General features: G+C 64.6%; 16 protein-coding genes. 6 read left to right on the plus strand and 10 right to left on the minus strand.

What is annotated here, in order from left to right; all coding sequences use genetic code 11:
- Positions 1-135 precede the first annotated feature (135 nt).
- The 9 genes from J0I79_RS12640 to J0I79_RS12680 all read right to left on the minus strand — a co-directional run bounded on the left by J0I79_RS12640 (position 136) and on the right by J0I79_RS12680 (position 8,146).
- Positions 136-936, minus strand: coding sequence for a 1-acyl-sn-glycerol-3-phosphate acyltransferase (locus J0I79_RS12640; RefSeq protein ID WP_292858521.1), 801 nt, complete (start codon positions 934-936; stop codon positions 136-138).
- A gap of 28 nt (positions 937-964) precedes the next feature.
- Positions 965-1,459, minus strand: coding sequence for a ribosomal protein S18-alanine N-acetyltransferase (gene rimI / locus J0I79_RS12645; protein WP_292858524.1), 495 nt, complete (start codon positions 1,457-1,459; stop codon positions 965-967).
- Positions 1,459-2,136 (minus strand): tRNA (adenosine(37)-N6)-threonylcarbamoyltransferase complex dimerization subunit type 1 TsaB, encoded by a 678-nt coding sequence (tsaB, locus tag J0I79_RS12650; protein ID WP_292858527.1) that lies wholly within the window; start codon positions 2,134-2,136, stop codon positions 1,459-1,461. Before tsaB ends, rimI begins: the two co-directional genes overlap by 1 nt.
- A 97-nt stretch (positions 2,137-2,233) precedes the next feature.
- Entirely contained in the window at positions 2,234-3,337 is a 1,104-nt protein-coding gene (locus J0I79_RS12655; protein ID WP_292858530.1) for a DUF1513 domain-containing protein, read from the minus strand.
- Between the two features lie 2 nt (positions 3,338-3,339).
- Positions 3,340-4,419 carry an imelysin family protein gene (locus tag J0I79_RS12660; RefSeq protein WP_292858533.1) on the minus strand — a complete coding sequence of 360 codons (1,080 nt, stop codon included), beginning with the start codon at positions 4,417-4,419 and terminating at the stop codon, positions 3,340-3,342.
- Complete coding sequence (locus tag J0I79_RS12665) at positions 4,419-6,020, minus strand: di-heme oxidoredictase family protein (protein WP_292858536.1); 1,602 nt, start codon at positions 6,018-6,020, stop codon at positions 4,419-4,421. Before J0I79_RS12665 ends, J0I79_RS12660 begins: the two co-directional genes overlap by 1 nt.
- A 12-nt stretch (positions 6,021-6,032) precedes the next feature.
- Entirely contained in the window at positions 6,033-6,518 is a 486-nt protein-coding gene (gene bfr, locus J0I79_RS12670) for a bacterioferritin (RefSeq protein ID WP_137929396.1), read from the minus strand.
- Complete coding sequence (locus J0I79_RS12675; protein ID WP_292858540.1) at positions 6,484-6,795, minus strand: (2Fe-2S)-binding protein; 312 nt, start codon at positions 6,793-6,795, stop codon at positions 6,484-6,486. The genes bfr and J0I79_RS12675 overlap by 35 nt, the downstream gene beginning before the upstream one ends.
- A 61-nt stretch (positions 6,796-6,856) precedes the next feature.
- On the minus strand, positions 6,857-8,146 hold the full coding sequence (locus J0I79_RS12680; protein WP_292858543.1) for an imelysin family protein: 1,290 nt from the start codon (positions 8,144-8,146) through the stop codon (positions 6,857-6,859).
- Between the two features lie 429 nt (positions 8,147-8,575).
- On the opposite strand from J0I79_RS12680, the gene J0I79_RS12685 reads away from it, so the two are divergent.
- The 3 genes from J0I79_RS12685 to J0I79_RS12695 are packed head-to-tail and all read left to right on the plus strand — an operon-like array spanning position 8,576 to position 10,429.
- Positions 8,576-9,829, plus strand: coding sequence for an FAD-dependent oxidoreductase (locus J0I79_RS12685; protein ID WP_292858546.1), 1,254 nt, complete (start codon positions 8,576-8,578; stop codon positions 9,827-9,829).
- 37 nt (positions 9,830-9,866) lie between these two features.
- On the plus strand, positions 9,867-10,097 hold the full coding sequence (locus tag J0I79_RS12690; RefSeq protein ID WP_292858549.1) for a type II toxin-antitoxin system ParD family antitoxin: 231 nt from the start codon (positions 9,867-9,869) through the stop codon (positions 10,095-10,097).
- Positions 10,098-10,102: 5 nt separating this feature from the next.
- Positions 10,103-10,429 carry a type II toxin-antitoxin system RelE/ParE family toxin gene (locus tag J0I79_RS12695; protein WP_292858552.1) on the plus strand — a complete coding sequence of 109 codons (327 nt, stop codon included), beginning with the start codon at positions 10,103-10,105 and terminating at the stop codon, positions 10,427-10,429.
- Positions 10,430-10,466: 37 nt separating this feature from the next.
- Here the strand turns inward: J0I79_RS12695 and J0I79_RS12700 are convergent, their stop codons facing one another.
- A complete protein-coding gene (locus tag J0I79_RS12700) occupies positions 10,467-11,744 on the minus strand; it encodes a 4-aminobutyrate--2-oxoglutarate transaminase (RefSeq protein ID WP_292858555.1) in 1,278 nt (425 codons plus the stop codon).
- 240 nt (positions 11,745-11,984) lie between these two features.
- On the opposite strand from J0I79_RS12700, the gene J0I79_RS12705 reads away from it, so the two are divergent.
- The 3 genes from J0I79_RS12705 to J0I79_RS12715 are packed head-to-tail and all read left to right on the plus strand — an operon-like array spanning position 11,985 to position 17,271.
- Positions 11,985-13,118, plus strand: a complete 1,134-nt coding sequence (locus tag J0I79_RS12705; RefSeq protein WP_292858558.1) for an efflux RND transporter periplasmic adaptor subunit — start codon at positions 11,985-11,987, stop codon at positions 13,116-13,118.
- A complete protein-coding gene (locus J0I79_RS12710) occupies positions 13,115-14,191 on the plus strand; it encodes an efflux RND transporter periplasmic adaptor subunit (protein ID WP_292858561.1) in 1,077 nt (358 codons plus the stop codon). The genes J0I79_RS12705 and J0I79_RS12710 overlap by 4 nt, the downstream gene beginning before the upstream one ends.
- Positions 14,191-17,271, plus strand: a complete 3,081-nt coding sequence (locus J0I79_RS12715; protein ID WP_292858564.1) for an efflux RND transporter permease subunit — start codon at positions 14,191-14,193, stop codon at positions 17,269-17,271. The genes J0I79_RS12710 and J0I79_RS12715 overlap by 1 nt, the downstream gene beginning before the upstream one ends.
- The last annotated feature ends 83 nt before the right edge of the window (positions 17,272-17,354 follow it).

Raw genomic sequence — 17,354 nt, forward strand, 5'->3', positions numbered from 1 at the left:
TACCGCTGCGTGGGCGGCAGGCTGTCCGGCCACCCTGCCGATGTCGTCGCTTTCAATCGTGTTCAAGTCCATCCGGCGGCTTCTAACGCCTTTCCGTGACAAAAAACAGACGATTCTGGGCCAGCGCCAGCCGGGCTAACGGCTCGGCAAAGGATCGGCGAGAGCGGCCTGCATCATCTCGCGCACCCGGCTTTCCATCAGCCGGGCGGTTTCCTTGCGGTTGGAGCCCTTGGAAAAGGCGATCGGCTCGCCGAAATGCACCTCGACGTCGAGTGCTCCTTCGGCCATCAGCACCTTGAGATGGGGCATCAGATCCTCATCGCCTATCCACGCCGCGATCGGACGGTGGCGGCGGCCCAGCGGCACGCCGTGCAGGCGCGTGTAGACGATGGCCACCGGTTGGATGAACACTTGCTCAGCGGCTCCCTCGGAGATCGCCATGGAAGCAGCGCCGAACAGCGTGCTCTTGAAGGGCAGGACGACATTGCCGTCGCCGGTCGAGCCCTCCGCGAACAGCACCATGGCGTCGCCTTTGGCCATGCGGTTGGCGATCTCGCTCGCCTGATCGCCCGATTTGCGCTTGCGTTCGCGCTCGATGAAAACCGTGCGCTGCAGTTTCGACAGCATGCCGATCAGCGGCCAGCCTTCCATGTCGGCCCTGGCGATGAACTTCACATCGGCAAAGGAGCCGAGCACCATGATGTCGGTCCAGGAGATATGGTTCGAGGCGACCAGCAAGGGGCGCTTGTCGGACAATGCGCCCTTGACGTGGACGCGCATGCCGAGCGCCCGCAGGATCAACCTGTGCCAGATCTTGAGGATCACGGTTTCCGGCCACCAGCCGGTCTTCATCGACAGGAGTTGCAGGGGCACGAGGACCAGCGTGCCGGCAATGACCAGGCCCAGCGCCAGGAAAATCCTGATTTTTGCGATCATGCGTCCTGGCCCTAACCCCGGCGCTTGGCTAGCGAAGATCGCGGCGCATGACAAGCGCGCCGGTCGGACCACGATCGGGCGACTTGTAGTAATCGGGACGCTTGCCGACTTCCCGGAAGCCCAGCCGGCGATAAAGGCCTATCGCGGCGGCATTTGTCTCGTCGACCTCTAGGAACAGGGCCTCGGCGCGCTGCGAATGGAGTTCGCGCAGCACAGCGTCCATCAACTGCCAGCCCAGTCCCTGGCGGCGATGCGAGCGTGCCACGGCGACCGTCAGGATTTCGCCCTCGCCGGCGGCAAGGCGGGCGAGCACGAAGCCGACAGGCGGCTTGGCGCCCTGCCCGGTTTCGCGCGCGGCATAGCCGAACACAGTGTCCTGTTCGAGCAAGGCGGCGAACTCGCCGTCTGTCCACGGGCGAACGAAATCCTCGCGATGCAGCACCGAAACCGCGCGGCTGTCGGTGATCCTGAGCGGCTCGAGCGCGTAGTCCCGGCGCCGCGATTGGAGAAAAGGTATGCGCATTAAGTTTTTTGCCTCGACAGAATGAACCCGGCCTGCGGCTTGGCATCCGCGCCGCGCAAATAGAGCGGTTTGGGCCTCTCGCCCTCGCCCTTCACGGCAGCCAGCCGGGCGTAGGTGAGAATGTCGGCGGTGGCCGTGCGAGGCCCGATATTGAAGTCGTGGCCGGCAAGCGTGGCGATCTGTGTCGCCGCCGAACCGGCCAGCACCGAAGAATGGTCCATCGCCATGGCCACGGCGTCAGCAAGCGTGGTCACTGCCGGCCCGTAAGTCAAAACTGACATTTGATCGTAGAGAGCGGCATGAATTTCCTCACGGCCTGCGTCGAGCGCTGCCAGCACGGCACGGCCTGGAAATGCCGTGGCTGCCTCGGCGGCCAGTGCCTCCAGCGTCGTCACCCCGATCGCCGGAACCCTGAGCGCCAGGGCCAGGCCACGCGCGGTCGAGACGCCGACCCGCAACCCGGTGAACGAGCCCGGGCCGACGGATACGGCAATGGCGCCGAGATCGGGATAGCCGGCCGCGCCGGCTTCCATCGCCGAGGCGATCACCGCCATCAGATGTTCGGCATGGCCCTTGCCGAGGTCGAGCACCGAGCGGCCAAGCTCCTGCCCGGCGGCCGCGTCGTAGACGCAGGCAGCGCAGAGGCTGGCGGCACAGTCGATGGCGAGCACTTTCATGAAACGACCGGTTCGAAAAACACTTTCCCTGTGCCCGCCACGGCGCGCCGCCGCAAGAGCATAGTGCATAATTTGTTAAGCGGCTTCGCTTCGGCGGTCAGGCGCGGTCGATGCGCAGCATGTGATTGTCCCAGACATAATCCGGTTCGGAACGGGAAGCGCCGCTGCCGTCGACGATTTCGCCGGCTCCGGTTGTCGCCATGAAGCCGGCTGCGTCAGGCGCCAGGCCGCAGACCTCGATGAGGGCCTTGGACGAGACGACCTTGCCGCTCGTCGCGTCCACGACGACGAAAGTATTGCCTTCCGGCGACGACACGGCGACCGTGCCGGCGGCCGGATTGGCGGCGACCGAACCGATATAGTTGCGGAAGCCCGACAACACGTCCGGCGGCATGTCGATCAGCTGCAACTCCTTGCCGCGCGCCGCACGGCCGACCAATAGCGGACGATCGGTGCCTGGGCCTCGGTACTGGCAGCCGAACCAGACGGTGCCGGCCTGGTCGGTGTCCATGTGGCGGATAGACAATTGGTGGAGAGCGGGGGGCAGTTCGTGTTTTTCGATCAGATCGCCGGTGACACGGTCGATCAGCACGTAGGAGGGTTTCATGGTGGCGATGTTGAGCTCGGCGCGGCCATAGTCCGGATGGGTCTCGATGCCGCCATTGGCGACGGCGATGGTCCTGCCGTCGCCGAGCAGCAGGAGTTCGTGCGGCCCCATGCCATAGGTCGGGAATTCGCCGATACGGCTGAATTTCGCGCGCGCATCATAGACACCGACCACGCCGGCAGCGTTGTCGAAGTCATTCTCGGTGGCATAGAGCAGCGCGCCGTCCGGCGAGAACACGCCATGGCCGAAGAAGTGCCGGCCGGTGATGCTGGCGATGGTCTGCGGGGCCTCGCGGCCGGCGTGATCGAAAACGACAGCGAAGGTCCCCGGCTGACGGGCAAAGACGACGGAGCGTTTGGAAACCGGATCGAAGGTGACATCATGTCCCCGGTCAGGCAGGTCCACCGTATGCAGCACCTTGCCGGCCTCCGACAGGACGGCCGCCCCGTAGCTGCCGTCGCGCTTGACGAAGGCCGTCGCGAAGATGGCGTCCGCCGCGAGCGTGTTCGCCCAGGCCGTCGGCGCCATCGCGGCGGCAAAGCCAATACCGGCGGCCCTGAGGAAATCGCGGCGGTCGATGAGCGGCGTCTTCATGCTCAGTCCCCGTCCAGCGAGGAGAAGCCAGCGGTCAGGCCGAATTCGGCGGTCAGCCTGGTGCCGACCAGGGTGGAGAGGCTGGAGGTTATCAGCCTGAGATGTTCGAGCTTCTCGCGCAGCGCCGGATCGGCGAGCGCCTTGTCGATTGGACCCTGGACAGATTTTGCGGTCGAGACGCCGTTGGTGAGCTGGATGTGGATCGATTGCGCCATCCAGCGCGCATCCTCGGGCAATGCATCGCCAAGCTTCGAGACCTGGAACAAGGCGTCGATGCCGGCAAGATTTCCGGCCAGCGAATTGGTGGTGTTCTGAGAGCGCCAGTAGATCGCCTGCTTCGGCTTGTCGGCGTCGGGCTTGGCGCCGAGGAAGCCTTTCAGGCGGACATCCCGCACCATCTCCAGCTCGTTGATGAAGACGCCGACCAGTTCGGTCACCGCCTCGTTGCCGTCGCGGTAGAGCGGGTTCTGCGGCCCGGGATTGGCCCAGAGCGCGGCGAAGCCATCCGGTTTGTTCCAGGCATCGGCAACCTCGCCGGCGATGGTTTCGATGTTGCCCGCGACCGCCGCGCCATAGGCGCAACGATAAGGGTCGTCCTTGCCGGCCAGCGCATCCGCGCCGTCGCCGTAAAGCACGAATTCCAGCGCGCCCAGCCCCTGCATGGCGATGCTCTTGCCTGCCAGCTGCGCCGGATCGGTGGCCAACGCATCCCTGGCGGCCAACACAGCCTGCACCTGTTTCAGGCCGAGGCCCTTGCGATCGGGCCAATAGAGCATGCGCTCCAGCCTGTTGTTCTCCTTGATCGGGCCGAAGCCGATGATCTCGGCCGACGACCAGGCATAGACGGTGGCGGAGAATTCAACCCGCGCCGCATCTAGGCCTGCCTGCGAGGGCGCCTCGCAGAGCTTGTGCATCGCTTTCGCCAGAGCCTGCGCATGGTCGTGCAGGCCGGCATAGGCAGGTCGGACAAAGCCCTCGACCGCGCGCTGGATGATATCGGAGGCTTTCACCGACGCCGATGCGGGCGAGATACCCAACAAGGCCAGCGGAAGAACGAGAACCAATAGAGAGCGCTTCAGCATCACAGTGACTCCAGGAATTTGACCAGCGCATCGCGTTCGGTGGCGTTCGCGGCGGCAAAGCGGTCGCGCGCCTTTTGCGCCTCGCCGCCATGCCACAGGATCGCTTCCACCAAGGTGCGCGCGCGGCCGTCGTGCAGAAAGAACGAATTGCCGTTGACCGTTTCGGTGAGGCCGATGCCCCATAGCGGCGGGGTGCGCCATTCAGCGCCGGTCGCCTCACCGACGGACTGGCCATCAGCCAGATCAGGCCCCATGTCGTGCAGCAGGAAGTCGGAATAGGGCCAGATCAGCTGGAAGGCCTGCGCCTTGTTGGGCGTGTCGCGGCGGGTGACGAATTTCGGCGTGTGGCAGGAGACGCAGCCGATCTCGTAGAAGAGCTTCTTGCCGGCGAGCACATCGGGCGCATCAAGGTCCCGCCGCGCCGGCACGGCGAGGTTCTGCGAATAGAAGGTGACGAGATCCAGGACCGGGGCCGGCGCCTCGGCCGGACCGAGGCGCTTCTGCACGCCGGTGGGCATGGCAAGGCATTCCTTCTGCGCGGCGGTGCAGTCGCCCCAATGTTTCGGCTCTTCGGGCGTCGAGATGCCGATGTCGCCGGCGAAGGCATCCGCGGCCTGCTGCCGGATCGAAGCGGTCTGCGCCTTCCAGCCGAACCGGCCGAGCGTCACTTCGCCGGTGAGGCCATCGCGCACGATGTTCGGTTTACCCGAAATGCCGTCGCCATCGCGATCGTCAGGGTCGGCATGGGCCAGAATATCGGCCGGTGCTATCTGTTCGATCAGGCCAAGGCCTATCATCGGCGGGGTCAGGCGCGGCGACAGGGTGGTGTGCGCATCGAGCGGCCCGTAGCCGAGATCGGCAACCGAATAGGTCGGCTTGCGCAGGGAAATCACGGTGCCTTCCGTCAGCTCTACCTTACGCTCCTGATACTCGATATGCATCCTGCCTTCGCCCTTGAGGCCTGGCACGGCCAGTTCCTGCAACTGCGTGCCATAGACGGGATCCGGGAAATTGAGCAGCTGGTGGCTGGCGATGGCTGCTCTTTCCTCGGCGGTGCTGGCGTCGCGCGCGAGCCGCAGGAACATCGAGGTGGTGCCGGCGTCGCCTTGCGGCGGGCGGCCGCGGCCGTCCTTCAAATGGCAGTTCTGGCAGGCGCGCTCGTTAAACAGGGGGCCGAGCCCGTCGGAAGCCTGCGTCGAGGACGGTGACGACACCCAGTTCTTGCGGAACAGGGCATTGCCGAGCTTGAATGTGCCTTCTTCCTCGAAGGTGAGGTTGGCCGAAGGGTGCGAGAAGGAATCGCGGCTGACGGCCTTCTGCGAGGTGCCGGCGCCGCCTTGCATCCGCTCGAACGGTTCAGGTTTGGAAAAATCCGTGGCCGGCCTGGTGACGGCTATGACGCGCGCCTGATCCTTCGCATCGAGGTCGGTGCGGCTGGTGGCGAGGCCGCCAGGTTGGAGGTCGCCGGCCAACGCGGATGATGAGAGCGCCAAGACGAGAACGGCGCAGCACCTGCCAACCTGGACGGCTGGTGTTCGGGGCGAGAGCGGCGGGCCGGCGGCCCGCCACGAGCGGCGCAGGAGTCTTATGGCGCGCCGCATTCCCGCATGTCCTTACTCCGCCTCGTCCGCCGATGCGGCGTTGAGCAGGCCGTATTTCTCCTCGCCGATCGAGGCCAGCAGGTCGAGCTGGGTTTCGAGGAAGTCGATGTGGCCTTCCTCGTCCGCCAGCAATTCCTCGAACAGCTTCATCGTCACGTAATCGCCGGCTTCGTTGCAGATCTCGCGCGAGCGCTTATAGGCGGTACGCGCGTCATATTCGCCGGCAAGGTCGGATTCGAGCACTTCCTTCACGTTCTGGCCGATGCGCAGCGGCGCGACGGACTGCAGGTTCGGATGACCCTCCAGGAAGATGATGCGGGCGACGAGCTTGTCGGCATGCTGCATCTCCTCGATCGATTCCGCCCGCTCCTTCTTGGCCAGCTTGGCGTATCCCCAGTCCTCCAGCAGACGGTAATGCACCCAGTACTGATTGACGGCGCCGAGCTCCAGGAAAAGAGCCTCGTTAAGCCGCTCGATGATCTGCTTTTCGCCTTTCATGGGTTCTGCTCCCGTATTGGACGCGCAGGCCTCTGACGCGATCCAGATGTGAAACGATGTCCACGCCGCTCGCCTCCGAGCGGGCGTGGTAGTTCTCGGTGACCCGAATGATCGTTTCCACCACATTTGGGAAGCAGCCGCAACAGCGACCGCGCTTTTGCATCGTGTGATAGACCTTTGCCGGCACGATTAGTTGCCAGGGGTCCTGGTCCAGCAGTCCGATGATCGTCTGCTCGATCTCCCTCTCGGTGATGATGTTGCAATGGCAGATAAGCATTTCATTGCCTTGGCTGACGGCGCCGGTCCGGCGCCGTTTGGCTGGTGGTTGGTCCGGTGGCCTATTTGAAGACCTTGTCGGGCGCGTCGAGGCTGTCGGAGCCTTCGAAAGCGATGGCGTTGAGTTTCAGCGAGCCGACGGCGCGTTCGATCGACTTGGTCTGGTCGACCAGCGCGTCGATCGCGGCCTGCACGGTGGCATTGCCCGCCGCGTTGCCTTCGGCGATCTGCTGATCATAGGCTTCGCCTGCGTCAGCCCGCGCCTTGATCGCTTCCATCTTGGCGACGGTGACGTCGAGCTTGTCCGACAGTTCCTTGTCGATCGCCGGATCGGCCGCTTTCACCATGTCATGCACCGAGGGCCCGGAAATCACCGTGCCGTCGAGGCGCGTATAGTTAGCGAGATAGGCGGCGCGGATACCGATGGCGTCGTTGAGGTGGGAGTTGTGGGTGTTGTCGGAGAAGCAGTCATGCTCCTCTTCCGGATCATGCAGCAGGAGGCCGAGCTTCATGCGCTCACCAGCCAGTTCCCCGTAGGACAACGAGCCCATGCCGGTGAAGATCACCGAAATCGCGGTGTTCGGCTCGCCATCGACGAGGTTCTTCCGCGCGGCGCCGTCTTCCTTCCAGTCGTCGACCATCTTCTGCAGGTCGGAGACCAGAAGGGTGGTGGCGGATTTCAGATATTCGGCGCGGCGGTCGCAATTGCCGCCGGTGCAGTTCTTGAGATCATAGTCGGTGTAGGGCCGCTCGCCGGCGCCCGGGCCGGTGCCGTGCAGGTCCTGGCCCCAGAGCAGGAATTCGATGGCATGATAGCCGGTAGCGACATTGGCCTCGATGCCGCCGGCCTGCTGCAGCGTGCCCGACAGGAATTCGGGCGACAGCTTCGAGGCATCGACCTTCTTGCCGTTGATCTCGATCTCCTTGTTGGCGATCACATTGGCCGTATAGAGCGAATTCGTGTCCGATTCGGTGCCGTAGCTCTTGGCGACATAGTCGATCAAGCCTTCGTCCAGCGGCCAGGAATTGACCTCGCCTTCCCAGTCGTCGACGATCTTGTTGCCGAAGCGGTAGACCTCGGTCTGCTGATAGGGCACGCGCGCCGCCTTCCAGGCGTCGCGGGCGGCATTCAGCGTTTCAGCCGACGGTTTCGCCAGCAGCGCGTCGACTGCCCTGTCGAGCGCCTGCGCCGTGGTCAGCGAATCCTCGTATTTGGCAAGCCCGATGTCGGCGTAGGTCTTGATGACCGCCTTCGCATCGGTTTCAGCCTTGGCAGGCAGCACAAACACCGCCGCCGTCAGCAAGGCCGTCGCGCCAATCGCCGCGAGCCTGCCGCCATATCGTGCTGTCATTATCGCTCTCCAGTTTCTCGGAAATTCCATAAGCGGCGCGCGCGCCGGCCAGCGCCAGGCGATGCCATAAAGCGCAGGACTTGCCGCGCCTGCGCGCGGTTCGCGGAAGAAAGACACCAAAAATGCCTCCAATCGAACGGGTTCAAGGCCCAGACATCAAAGGGATGCGCTAACGCGCAGGCTCCCATAAAGCTTCGGTGTGGTTGGAAGTCAATGAAAATCGATGAGAAAAGCCAATTGAAACAATAGTTTAGAATTATTCTAAACTAGGATGGTCAACTTTAGGCGCTCTGTCTGCACCGGTTTTTGCTCCGAGCTGCCCGATTGACAGCCGCCGTTCCGGGTGCGACCCGCAATGCGCTCTTGCGGCGGCGACGGACAAGCGCCATCTGGCGGGACGCTATAAGATACAATCGGGATGGGAACGCGATGAAGAACGGTGTGGTCATTGTCGGCGCGGGTCATGCGGGCGTGCAGGCTGCTGCCAGTCTGCGCGAGGACGGCTATGACGGGCCGGTTATCCTCATCGGCGATGAAAACGACCTTCCCTACCACAAGCCGCCGCTGTCGAAGACTTTCATCAAGGATACGGAGGCCAAACCGCAGCCGCTGCGCGGTGAAGCTTTCTACACCGGCAGCGCCATCGACTACCGGCCGGGTGTGCGGATCGACCATATCGATACCGGCGGCCGCCGCCTCGGCATCGCCGGCGGCGGTGACCTCGCCTTCGACCATCTGATCCTGGCGACCGGCTCGCGCCCCCGCGCCCTGCCGTTGCCGGGCGCCGATCTCTCGGGCGTGCTGTCGCTGCGCTCGCTGTCGGACGCACGGCTGATCCGGGATCTGAGCGCGCACAGCGAAGACGTCGTCATCCTGGGCGGCGGCTTCATCGGACTGGAAATCGCGGCGACGCTGCGGGCCGCCGGCCGCACGGTGACGGTGGTGGAAGCGGTTGAGCGGCTGCTCGGCCGCGCCGTGGCGCCGGTGGTGGCGAGCCATGTCCGTCAACGGCTGGAAGCGACCGGTGTGCGCATCCTGACCGGCACCTCGATTGCAAGGCTCGAAGGCGAGAACGGCCATGTCGTCGCCGCGATCACCTCATCGGGCGAGCGCTTGCCGGCTCGCATGGTCATCGTCGGCATTGGCGCGGTGCCGAATGTCGAACTGGCGCAGGCCGCCGGCCTCGACGTCGCCAACGGCATCCGCGTCGACCACCAGATGCGCAGCTCGGTGCCGGAAATCCTGGCCATCGGCGATGCCGCCTCCTACCGGCACTGGTTCACCGGCGGCGACGTGCGGCTGGAATCGGTGCAGAACGCCACCGACCAGGCGCGCCTTGCCGCCCGCACGATTACCGGTCACGCGGACGCCTATTCGGCGGTGCCATGGTTCTGGTCCGACATCGGCGACATGAAGCTGCAGATGGTCGGGCTGACATCGGGTGGCGACAGCCATGTCGTTCTCGGCGACCTGCCCGACAACAAGTTCTCGATCTACCACTATGCCGGCGACCGGCTGCTCGGCATCGAATCCGTCAATCGTCCTGGAGACCACATGCTCGGCCGCAAGATGCTCGGCGCCGGCTTCTCGCCAACACCGCAGACGGTCGCGGAGGGACCGGATGGGCTGAAGGCGGCGCTGGCCGCGTTTCAGAGTATGGAGCCAGCCAAAGCCAGAGCGTAGGCTTGCCAATTTTTGCCATCCGCCATAAAACATCCAGATGAGCACCATGAATATCTCGCTGCCCGAAAGCTTGAAGCATTTTGTCGATCAGCAAGTGACGGATCGCGGTTATGGCACTAGCAGCGAATATGTGCGGGAATTGATACGCCACGATCAGGACCGTCAACTCCTGCGCGGCTTGCTCCTCGATGGCGCGTCATCCGCGCCAGGTTCTCCCGTTGATGATGACTATTTCGCCGCGCTACGAAAACGAGCGCAGGGTCAATAAACCAGGTGGCCACGAAGGCGATCATTCCTCGAAGCGTTGCTCTGAGGGATATCGAGGACGCCGTTGATTACTATGTGCGCGAAGCCGGTTCGCACGTGGCGCTGGCTTACGTCGAGGATCTTCAGAACGCCTACAAGTTGATAGCCAGCCATCCAGCATCCGGCTCTCTTAGGTTTGCCTATGAAATTGGATTGCCTGGCCTGCGCAATGTGCAACTCAAGCGCTATCCATACCTGATCTTCTATCTTGAGCAGCCCGACCATATCGATGTGTGGCGGGTACTGCATGCCAAGCGGGACATTCCCGCTTGGCTTCAAAATTCAAGCTCCTGAAGGATAGACCTTGAGGAGAAGTGGCGTCGCCTCCCCCTCAGGCGGCGCAGACCTCTCGGATCGAGCTTTCCAGTATGTCGAGGGCCTCGTTCATGACCTCGTCCTGGATGGTGATCGGCGCCAGGAAGCGGATGACGTTGCCGTAGACGCCGCAGGTCAGCAGGATCAGGCCCTTGTCGAGCGCCTTCAAGCGGATGGCGTTGGCGATCTCGGCCGACGGCAAGCCCTTCTTGACGTCGTTGAACTCCACGGCGTTCATGAAGCCGAGGCCACGGATGTCGACGATCTCGGGAACGTCGTCGCGGATCGACTCCAGGCGCTGCTTCAGCCGCGCGCCCAGCGTGTTGGCGCGGTCGCACAGCTTCTCGTCCTCGATCACGTCGAGAACCGCATGCGCGGCGGCGACGCCGATCGGGCTGCCGCCATAGGTGCCGCCGAGCCCGCCGGGGCCGGGCGCATCCATGATCTCCGCGCGGCCGGTGACCGCCGACAGCGGGAAGCCGCCGGCCAGGCTCTTGGCCATGGTGGTGATGTCGGCGGCCACCTCATGGTGGTCCATGGCGAACATCTTGCCGGTGCGGGCGAAGCCGGTCTGCACCTCGTCGGCGATCAAAAGCATGCCGTGCTGATCGCAGAGCTTGCGCAGCGCCGTCAGGAGCTCGCGCGGCGCGTCGTAGAAGCCGCCCTCGCCCTGGACCGGCTCGATGATGATGGCGGCGACGCGGGCCGGATCGACATCGGCCTTGAACAGCTTGTCGAGCGCGGCGAGCGAATCGGCAACCGAGACGCCATGCAGCGAAACCGGGAACGGCACGTGATAGACATCGCCCGGCATAGCGCCGAAGCCGACCTTGTAGGGCACGACCTTGCCGGTCAGCGCCATGCCCATGAAGGTGCGGCCGTGGAAGCCGCCGCCGAAGGCGATGACGGCCTGACGGCCCGTGGCGTTGCGAGCGATCTTGATGGCATTCTCGACCGCCTCGGCGCCGGTGGTGACGAAGATCGTCTTCTTCTCGAACTTGCCCGGCAGCATGGCGTTCAGGCGTTCGGCCAAACGCACGTAGCTCTCGTAGGGAACCACCTGATGGCAGGTGTGGGTGAAGCGGTCGAGCTGGGCCTTGACCGCCTCGATCACCCTGGGGTGGCGGTGGCCGGTGTTGACGACGGCAATGCCCGAGGAGAAGTCGATGTAGCGGCGGCCCTCGACATCCCAGATTTCCGAATTCTCAGCCCGGTCGGCATAGATCTGCGTGGTCATGCCGACGCCGCGCGAGATCGACTGGTTCTTGCGTTCGGAAATGGCTGAATTCTTCATGATATCCCTCATCGGGCCGGCGCCCGTTCTGGTTTGATGATGTTGAAGCCCCTTCTGGCCTTATTTCAGATTTTCCTCAAGCCGGCACCATCGCCGCGTCGATTGGGCCTGACGACGGCATCGCCTTAACCGTTCTGGCGGTACGCGTACGAGACCGGTTTCCTTTTTCCCGGGATTGATTATCCTCCGGATGTTCGCGAAGCATCGCGACGAGCGAGAAGCCCGCGGTTGGAGGAGTCCATGAGCAGGTACGCGACATCGTCCGTCTCGCCGCCATCCGTCAGATTCTCCCGTCTTTTGTCCTTCCCGATCGCGATATCCGCCTGCGCGGCACTGTTGGTGCTGGCCGGCTGCCAGAAGCAGGAAGCGGCGGCCAAGAAACTGCCGATCATGGTACGCACGCAGACGGTGGCAATCGCCGACTATGCGCCGAGAACCTCGCTGACCGGGGTGATCGCGGCGCGCACGCTGAACAATCTGTCGTTCCGGGTCGGTGGCCGCGTCGCCGAGCGGCTTGTCGAGATCGGCCAGCATGTCGACCAGGGCGCGGTGCTTGCGCGCATCGACCCGCAGGAGCAGGAATCCGATCTGCGCTCCGCACAGGCCGACCTTGACGCCGCGCAGGCACAACTGACCCAGGCCTCGGCCACTTTCGAGCGGCAAAAGACGCTGCTTGCGCAGGGCTTCACCACAAGGCGCGACTATGACGCGGCCGACCAGGCGCTGAAAGTGGCGCAAGGCAGTGTCGACGCCGCGCAAAGCGCGCTTGCCAACGCGCAGCAGAATCTGTCTTTCACCGAGCTCAAGGCCGGGGCCGCCGGCGTCATCACCGCCCGTCAGGTCGAAACCGGCCAGGTCGTGCAGGCGGCGCAAACCGTCTTCACCGTCGCCGAGGACGGCGACCGCGACGCGGTGTTCAACGTGCAGGAGACGCTGGTCGCCAAGACGCCGGCCTCGCCGGCGGTGACGATCACGCTGTTGTCCGATCCGCAAGTCAGGGCAACCGGCAAGGTGCGCGAAATCTCGCCGGCGGTCGACCAGGCCTCCGGTTCGATAAGGGTCAAGGTCGGCATTGCCGACACGCCCGCCGGCATGCCGCTGGGGGCGGCCGTCATCGGCTCGGTCAGCGCCAAGCCGGCAAAGGCGATCCTGCTGCCCTGGCAGGCGCTGACGTCGAGCGCCGGCAAGCCGGCCGTCTGGGTCGTCGATCCCTCGACCAAGGCGGTGTCGACGGCGCCGGTCGAGGTGCTGGCATTCGATTCGGGCACCGTCGTCATCGCCAGCGGCCTGAATGAAGGCCAGAGCGTGGTCACCGCCGGCGGGCAATTGCTCAGCCCCGGCCAGACAGTCGAGATATCGGGAGCGGCGCAATGAACCGGGTGCTGCCTGTCCTGCTTGGCCTTGCGGCGCTTGGCGCGCTCGCCGCCTGTTCGAAATCGGAGGAAAGGCCGCCGGAGATCATCCGTCCCGTGCTGTCGGTCGTGGTCGAGCCGCGCACCACGCAGACCTTCGGCTTCGCCGGCTCCGTCGAGCCGCAGGTCAGTGCCGACCTCGCCTTCCGCCTGCTCGGCCGCGTCGTCTCGCGCGACGTCAAGGTCGGCGACATCGTTACCAAGGGCACGACGATCGCCGCACTCGATCCGACCGCGCTGGAACTGGCCGTCCAGGCGGCCAAGGCGGAACTCTCCAACGCCGAGGCGCAGTTCGCCAATGCCGCCGCCAGCGAGGAGCGGCAACGCCAGCTGCTCGCCTCGGCCAACACGCCGCAATCCGTCTTCGACGCCGCGCAACAGGCTCGCAAGGCCGCGGAAGCCAGCGTCGAGCGGGCCAAGGCTTCGCTGGCCAAGTCGCAGGAACAACTGGGCTATGCCAGGCTGTTTTCGGATTTCGACGGCGTCGTCACCGCTGTCGGCGCCGAGGTTGGCCAGACGGTCGCGGCCGGGCAGACAGTTGTCACGGTGGCGCGTTCGGACCTGCGCGAAGCGGTGGTCGACATCCCCGACCAGTTGACTGGCGATCTTGCGCCAGGCACCCCGTTCCAGGTCATCCTGCAATCGCTGCCGACAATCCAGACCGAGGCCAAGTTGCGTGAGATCGCGCCGCAGTCGGAGGGTTCGACCCGCACGCGGCGTGTCAAGCTGACGCTGACCGATCCGCCGCAGGCCTTCAGGCTGGGCTCGACGGTGACGGCCACCCGCATGACCAAGGTCACACCCACGATCGAACTGCCGATCTCGGCGCTGCTCGAAAAGGACGGCTCGGCCAAGGTCTGGATCGTCGATCCGCAGACATCGAGCGTGAGCACGCGCGACATCACCGTCGCGGCGAAGAATGGCGGCACCTTCACGGTCGCCACGGGCCTCGAGGCCGGCATGCGCGTGGTCACCGCGGGCGTCCACAGCCTCAGCGAAGGTCAGAAAGTCAAAGTGCCGGAGGGCGGCGTCTGATGAAGGGCTTCAATCTCTCCGACTGGGCGCTCAACCACCGCTCCATGGTCTGGTATTTCATGCTGGTCTTCGTCGTGGCCGGCATCTTCTCCTATCTCAATCTGGGCCGCGAGGAAGACCCGGCCTTCACCATCAAGACCATGATCATCCAGGCCAACTGGCCCGGCGCCTCGGTCAAGGAGACGGTGCAACAGGTCACGGACCGCATCGAGAAGAAGCTCGAGGAACTCGACAGCCTCGACTACACCAAGTCGGTCACCACAGCCGGCCAGACCGTCATCTTCGTCAACCTGAAGGACACCACCAAAGCGCGCGACGTCGTGCCGAACTGGCTTCAGGTGCGCAACATGGTCAACGACATCAAGGCGCAGTTCCCGCAAGGCGTGCAGGGACCGTTCTTCAACGATCGCTTCGGCGATGTCTACGGCAACATCTATGCCTTCACGTCAGACGGGCTGACGCCGCGCCAGCTGCGCGACTATGTGGAGGATGTCCGCACCAAGATCCTGACCGTGCCCAATGCCGGCAAGGTCGATCTGGTCGGCGCGCAGGACGAGGCGATCTACCTCGAATTCTCGACCCGCCAGATCGCAGCACTCGGCCTCAACCAGCAGCAGATCGTCGCCAGCCTGCAGGCCCAGAACGCGATCACGCCGTCCGGCGTCATCCAATCCGGCCCTGAACGCATCAGCGTGCGCGTCGGCGGCCAGTTCACATCCGAGGAAAGCCTGCGCGCCATCAACCTGCGCGTCAACGATCGCTTCTTCCGGCTGAGCGACGTGGCGACGATCACGCGCGGCTATGCCGACCCGCCGACGGCGCTGTTCCGCTTCAACGGCCAGGACGCGATCGGTCTCGCCATCGGCATGAAGCCCAACGCCAACCTGCTCAAATTCGGCGAGGCGCTGCACAAGGAGATGGAGAAGGTGCTTGCCGACCTGCCGGTCGGCGTCGGCGTGCATCTGGTGGCCGACCAGCCAGTGATCGTCGAGGAAGCCGTCTCGGGCTTCACGCGCGCATTGTTCGAAGCTGTTGCCATAGTGCTCGCGGTGTCGTTCATCAGCCTTGGCATGCGCGCCGGCTTCGTCGTCGCGCTGTCGATCCCGCTGGTGCTGGCCATCACCTTCACCGTGATGGAGTATCTCGGCATCTCGCTGCAGCGCATTTCGCTCGGCGCACTGATCATCGCGCTCGGTCTTCTGGTCGACGACGCGATGATCGCGGTGGAGATGATGGTGGCGCGGCTGGAGGTCGGCGACAGCCTGCGCAAGGCGGCGACCTACGTCTACACCTCGACCGCCTTCCCGATGCTGACCGGCACGCTGGTAACGGTCGCCGGCTTCATCCCGATCGGCCTCAATTCGAGTGCTGCGGGCGAATATACCTTCACGCTGTTCGTCGTCATCGCCGTCTCGCTGCTTGTATCATGGATCGTGGCGGTGCTGTTCGCGCCGCTGCTCGGCGTCACCATCCTGCCGGCGACGATGAAGACCAAGCATCACGACCAGCCGGGACGCTTCACCTCCCTGTTCCGGCGCATACTGGTCCTGTCGGTGCGCCGCCACTGGCTGACGATCATCGTGACGGTGCTTCTGTTCGCCGGTTCTATCGCCGGCTTCGGCCTCGTCCAGCAGCAGTTCTTCCCACCGTCGGACCGGCCGGAACTGATCGTCGACTGGAACCTGCCGCAGAATTCCTCGATCGCCGAAACGCGCGACCAGATGGAGCGCTTCGAGGAGCGCGCGCTGGTCGGCAATCCCGACATCGACCATTTCTCGTCCTACATAGGTCAGGGCGCGGTGCGCTTCGTGCTGGCCTATGACGTGCAGCCGGCCAATCCCTATTTCGGCCAGACCGTGATCGTCACCAAGAGCATCGAGGCGCGCAACCGGGTGAAGCCGGCGCTGGAGAAGCTGCTGCGCGAGGAGTTCGTCGGCACCGACGCCTTCGTCAAGCCGCTGGAGCTCGGGCCGCCGGTCGGCCGCCCCGTACAGTATCGCGTCGGCGGCCCCGACATCCAGACCGTGCGGGAACTGGCGCAGCAATTCGCCGGCATCATCTCGGCCAATCCGAAACTCGCCGCGCCGACCTTCGACTGGAACGAACCGCAGCGTGTGCTGAGGGTCGACGTGCTGCAGGACAAGGCGCGCCAACTCGGCATCACGTCCTCCGACATCGCCAGCGCGCTGAACAGCACGGTGGGCGGAGCGACGATCACGCAGGTGCGCGACGCGACCTATCTCATCAACGTCGTGGCGCGCTCGCGCGATGCCGAGCGCGGCTCGATCGAGACGCTGCAGAACATGCAGTTGCCGACCAGCACCGGCGAGGCGATCCCGCTCGCCGCGGTCGCCAATTTCCGCTACGATCTCGAGCAGCCGACGGTGTGGCGGCGTGACCGCATCCCGACAATCACCGTGCGCGCCGGCCTTGTCGGCGACGTGTTGCCGGCGACCGTCGTCAACGAACTGAAGCCGTCGGTCGAGGCCTTCATCGCCAAGCTGCCGCCGGGCTATTCCATCGAGACCGCCGGCTCGGTCGAGGAAAGCGGCAAGAGCCAGGGGCCGATCGCGGCCGTGGTGCCGCTGATGCTGTTCGTCATGGCGACCATCCTGATGGTGCAGCTGCAGAGCTTCCAGCGGCTGTTCCTGGTGGTGGCGGTTGCCCCGCTCGGCCTGATCGGCGTGGTGGCGGCCCTGGTGCCGAGCGGCGCGCCGCTCGGCTTCGTCGCGATACTCGGCGTGCTGGCGCTGATCGGCATCCTGATCCGCAATTCGGTGATCCTGATCGTGCAGATCGAGGATCTCGTGCGCGAGGGCAAGGACCGCTGGATAGCCGTCATAGAGGCCACCGAACACCGCATGCGGCCGATCGCGCTGACGGCGGCCGCCGCCAGCCTGGCGCTCATCCCGATCGCGCGCGAAGTGTTCTGGGGACCGATGGCCTACGCCATGATGGGCGGCATCATCGCCGGCACCGCGATCACGCTGCTCTTCCTGCCGGCGCTTTATGTGACGTGGTTCCGGATCAAGGAGCCGAAAGAGAGCGACCAAGCACCTGCCGTTGTTGCCGAAACTTAAGACAGGTCGAGTTCTGTCGCGCCCCCCTCTGTCCTGCCGGACATCTCCCCCACAAGGGGGGAGATTGGCTGTCATCGCGGCCT

The sequence above is a fragment of the Mesorhizobium sp. genome (genome assembly GCF_017306585.1).
Classification (GTDB): Bacteria; Pseudomonadota; Alphaproteobacteria; order Rhizobiales; family Rhizobiaceae; genus Mesorhizobium.

Bases quoted from the DNA above. Each gene is read 5' to 3' on its own strand.
- bfr (WP_137929396.1), bottom strand. From the start codon at position 6,518: ATGAAAGGCGAAAAGCAGATCATCGAGCGGCTTAACGAGGCTCTTTTC.
- tsaB (WP_292858527.1), bottom strand. From the start codon at position 2,136: ATGAAAGTGCTCGCCATCGACTGTGCCGCCAGCCTCTGCGCTGCCTGC.
- J0I79_RS12705 (WP_292858558.1), top strand. From the start codon at position 11,985: ATGAGCAGGTACGCGACATCGTCCGTCTCGCCGCCATCCGTCAGATTC.
- J0I79_RS12640 (WP_292858521.1), bottom strand. From the start codon at position 936: ATGATCGCAAAAATCAGGATTTTCCTGGCGCTGGGCCTGGTCATTGCC.
- J0I79_RS12715 (WP_292858564.1), top strand. From the start codon at position 14,191: ATGAAGGGCTTCAATCTCTCCGACTGGGCGCTCAACCACCGCTCCATG.
- J0I79_RS12655 (WP_292858530.1), bottom strand. From the start codon at position 3,337: ATGAAGACGCCGCTCATCGACCGCCGCGATTTCCTCAGGGCCGCCGGT.
- J0I79_RS12710 (WP_292858561.1), top strand. From the start codon at position 13,115: ATGAACCGGGTGCTGCCTGTCCTGCTTGGCCTTGCGGCGCTTGGCGCG.
- rimI (WP_292858524.1), bottom strand. From the start codon at position 1,459: ATGCGCATACCTTTTCTCCAATCGCGGCGCCGGGACTACGCGCTCGAG.
- J0I79_RS12675 (WP_292858540.1), bottom strand. From the start codon at position 6,795: ATGCTTATCTGCCATTGCAACATCATCACCGAGAGGGAGATCGAGCAG.
- J0I79_RS12660 (WP_292858533.1), bottom strand. From the start codon at position 4,419: ATGCTGAAGCGCTCTCTATTGGTTCTCGTTCTTCCGCTGGCCTTGTTG.
- J0I79_RS12665 (WP_292858536.1), bottom strand. From the start codon at position 6,020: ATGCGGCGCGCCATAAGACTCCTGCGCCGCTCGTGGCGGGCCGCCGGC.
- J0I79_RS12680 (WP_292858543.1), bottom strand. From the start codon at position 8,146: ATGACAGCACGATATGGCGGCAGGCTCGCGGCGATTGGCGCGACGGCC.
- J0I79_RS12690 (WP_292858549.1), top strand. From the start codon at position 9,867: ATGAGCACCATGAATATCTCGCTGCCCGAAAGCTTGAAGCATTTTGTC.
- J0I79_RS12700 (WP_292858555.1), bottom strand. From the start codon at position 11,744: ATGAAGAATTCAGCCATTTCCGAACGCAAGAACCAGTCGATCTCGCGC.
- J0I79_RS12685 (WP_292858546.1), top strand. From the start codon at position 8,576: ATGAAGAACGGTGTGGTCATTGTCGGCGCGGGTCATGCGGGCGTGCAG.